Source organism: Streptococcus sp. DD04 (assembly GCF_001578725.1).
Lineage (GTDB): Bacteria > Bacillota > Bacilli > Lactobacillales > Streptococcaceae > Streptococcus > Streptococcus sinensis.
In genome coordinates this window covers 58,478-61,377 of sequence record NZ_KQ968977.1, presented here as the reverse complement: position 1 = coordinate 61,377, position 2,900 = coordinate 58,478, and the positions used below count along the sequence as shown (strand labels likewise).

Sequence of the window (2,900 nt, the reverse complement as noted above, 5' to 3'; positions counted from 1 at the left end):
AAAACTATTATAAATTTAAAACTTATTTGGAGGAAATAACAATGGCATTGAACATTGAAAACATTATTGCTGAAATTAAAGAAGCTTCAATTCTTGAATTGAACGACCTTGTAAAAGCTATCGAAGAAGAATTTGGTGTAACTGCGGCTGCTCCTGTAGCTGTAGCTGCTGCTGGTGGCGCTGAAGAAGCTGCTAAAGATTCATTTGACGTTGAATTGACTGCAGCAGGCGACAAGAAAGTCGGCGTTATCAAAGCTGTACGTGAAATCACTGGTCTTGGACTTAAAGAAGCTAAAGCGCTTGTTGACGGTGCACCAGCACTTGTTAAAGAAGGCGTTGCAACTGCAGAAGCTGAAGAAATCAAAGCTAAATTGGAAGAAGCAGGAGCTTCAGTTACTCTTAAATAATCGTTTAGCGATTGCTTAGGACTGAAACCCTAGTTTTAAAGCCTTTTCGTTGAGTTAAGGTGATTTAAAAAAAGGATGTTTTATTTGAAACACCACTAAAAATACCCCCACAAATTATTGTGGGGTGTTTTTGCATTTTTAGATAAATTTTTTATACCAAAATTGGAGATTGATTTATTGATTTTTGAGACTTGAAGGGGAGTAACCTTATGGTTTATTAAAACTAACAAACTTTAATGTTATAAATTGACAGCGTTTCCATTTTTGTGTAATATCAATACTATAGGACAAACATATATTCATTTAAGGAGGAAACTAGGATGCAATTATTGATTGAACTGCAAAAAATAGATCAGTTTATCTTGCCGGTGAACTATAATTACCTCCTTCAATCGATGATTTATAATTTATTGAAAAACAAGGAAGACTTATCTGCGCAACTTCATGAGAGGGGCTATCCGTTAGAGGATAAACATTTTAAGCTGTTTACATTTTCATTGTTGCAAGGTCAATATAAAATGCAAGGAAAACGAATAGAATTTCTTGATAAGGTGCGGTTCGAAATTAGAACGATTGATCAATCCATTTTATTCACTATTGCAGAGGCCTTGTCAAATCTAAATGAATTGCGAATTGGTCGAAACCTTGTAAAAATTTTAAATGTAAAAATTGAACAGAAGCAATTAACGGGGCCTTCTTATAAGATTCGGATGATTTCTCCCTTGGTGGTTCGTTCTACAGATGCTGACACCAAAAAAACATTGTATTACAATCCGTTTGATACGGAATTTAAGAGCAGAATCATGGAGAATTTTGAGAGGAAATATCAAGCTTATTATCATAAAGCACCGACAGGTAGATTTGATATAGAGCCGATAAATTTTTCTTTAAAAAATAAATTTGTTACCAAATACAAAGATTATCTCATAACAGGTTGGAGAGGAGAATTTGAGATAAGAGGGGATGCGGAGGTGTTGGATTTCCTCTATCAAGTTGGACTTGGTGAGAAGAATTCGATGGGATTCGGGATGTTTGTGATTGAAGAATAGGAGGATAAAATGGATATGAAATTTAGAAATTGTAAGTTAGAGCTTGACTTAAAATGTCATGCACCAATTATTCATTTTTAACTTGAAGAACTAATTTTGCTTGCTCGTTCAGTGAAAGCAAGGTTTATTGGGTATTGGATGAAGAAAATTTCAAGTCTGAAAAAACGTTTGAAAAACTTACACAGTGGACTTTATCGCCCAGAATCCTCGCCTTGTTTCTAAGACTAATGAGCCGTAGAAAAATATGATAGACGGATCATTTAGATAGAAGATAATTTTTAATTGTATTTTGCTGAAGAGGGGGAAACTAGAGAAGCCACAATCCCGACAATGCTTATCCTATCTTCAATAAGATTCTGAATCAAAGCGGTTTTTCTTTTGTTAAGCGAACCAAACGGCCACCTCGAGATCCACTAAATGCTTTGATTAGCTTTTGCAATACGATTTTGTATAGTCGTGTTCTGCGCCTGATCTGGCAGGCTAGACTGGATCCTAAAATCGGAGTGCTGCATGCTTCAAATAATCGTCCTTATAGTCTGCATCTGGATTTTGCGGATTATATGAAGCCAGTTATCGTGGATCGAGTGATTTTGAGTTTGATCAATAAGCATCAAATCAATGCTACAGATCATTTTGAAGAAAGGGAAGACGGATCGGTTTATCTGAATCGTGAAGGGAAATATATCGTCTTGCGGAGTTTTGAGGAAAAGCTACAGACTAGGCTGGTCATGGGGCGTTCAACCTATACCTATGCCCAGCTTATTCAGCACGATATTCGTCAGTTTAAGAGAATCTTGCAGCAGGATGGGGACTTAAAACGCTTTAAACCCTACAAATACTATTAAAAAGTCGGTCGATCTTTTCGATTTTTTGCCTCCTTTTTAAAAGCTGTCAACCAAGCGTTTTATGAGCGATGGGTACAAAAAGATCGACCGACTTTTTTCATTAAAATCTTGAAAAAAGCCCTGTTTTTTGATACAATCAATCTAGAAACAGCGAAATACTTGTTGTTATACCTTACCTATAAGGAATTGAGACGAAAGAATCTAACCAATCGATGTTGTCGACAACTATCTCGTTATACCTTACCTATAAGGAATTGAGACCTTTCCGCAGCGTTATCCGGGTGAGGTATCCCTGTGGGTACATTGTTATACTTTACCTATAAGGAATTGAGACGTAGATTTTAGCTCTTCTTCTTTTTGAGCAAAAGAAGAACCGTTATACCTTACCTATAAGGAATTGCTTGTGTGTCTTTGTCTGTCTCCGAGGGCACCAAAAAAGCGAGCAAATTCTTGTCTGCTGGGAAGCATGAGAATTTGTTCGCCTTTTGTTTTGTAGGAATATTTGAAATTTCCGTCATGATTTGCTATACTAGTAGCAGTTAGAGATTGTGGCGGAGCTGTTGCCCGCTGCATGGATAATCAAGAAAAGTAGGCTCTAT

At 36.6% G+C, this 2,900-nt stretch carries 3 protein-coding genes; all 3 read left to right on the top strand.

Annotated elements, in window-relative coordinates:
• Positions 1-41: 41 nt before the first annotated feature.
• The 3 genes from rplL (at position 42) to cas1 (ending at position 2,301) form a co-directional block, all read left to right on the top strand.
• Positions 42-407, top strand: a complete 366-nt coding sequence (gene rplL / locus STRDD04_RS03135; RefSeq protein WP_037617729.1) for a 50S ribosomal protein L7/L12 — start codon at positions 42-44, stop codon at positions 405-407.
• Positions 408-727: 320 nt separating this feature from the next.
• Entirely contained in the window at positions 728-1,456 is a 729-nt protein-coding gene (cas6, locus tag STRDD04_RS03130; RefSeq protein WP_062199281.1) for a CRISPR-associated endoribonuclease Cas6, read from the top strand.
• Between the two features lie 341 nt (positions 1,457-1,797).
• Entirely contained in the window at positions 1,798-2,301 is a 504-nt protein-coding gene (gene cas1 / locus STRDD04_RS03125) for a CRISPR-associated endonuclease Cas1 (protein ID WP_082757334.1), read from the top strand.
• Positions 2,302-2,900: the final 599 nt, after the last annotated feature.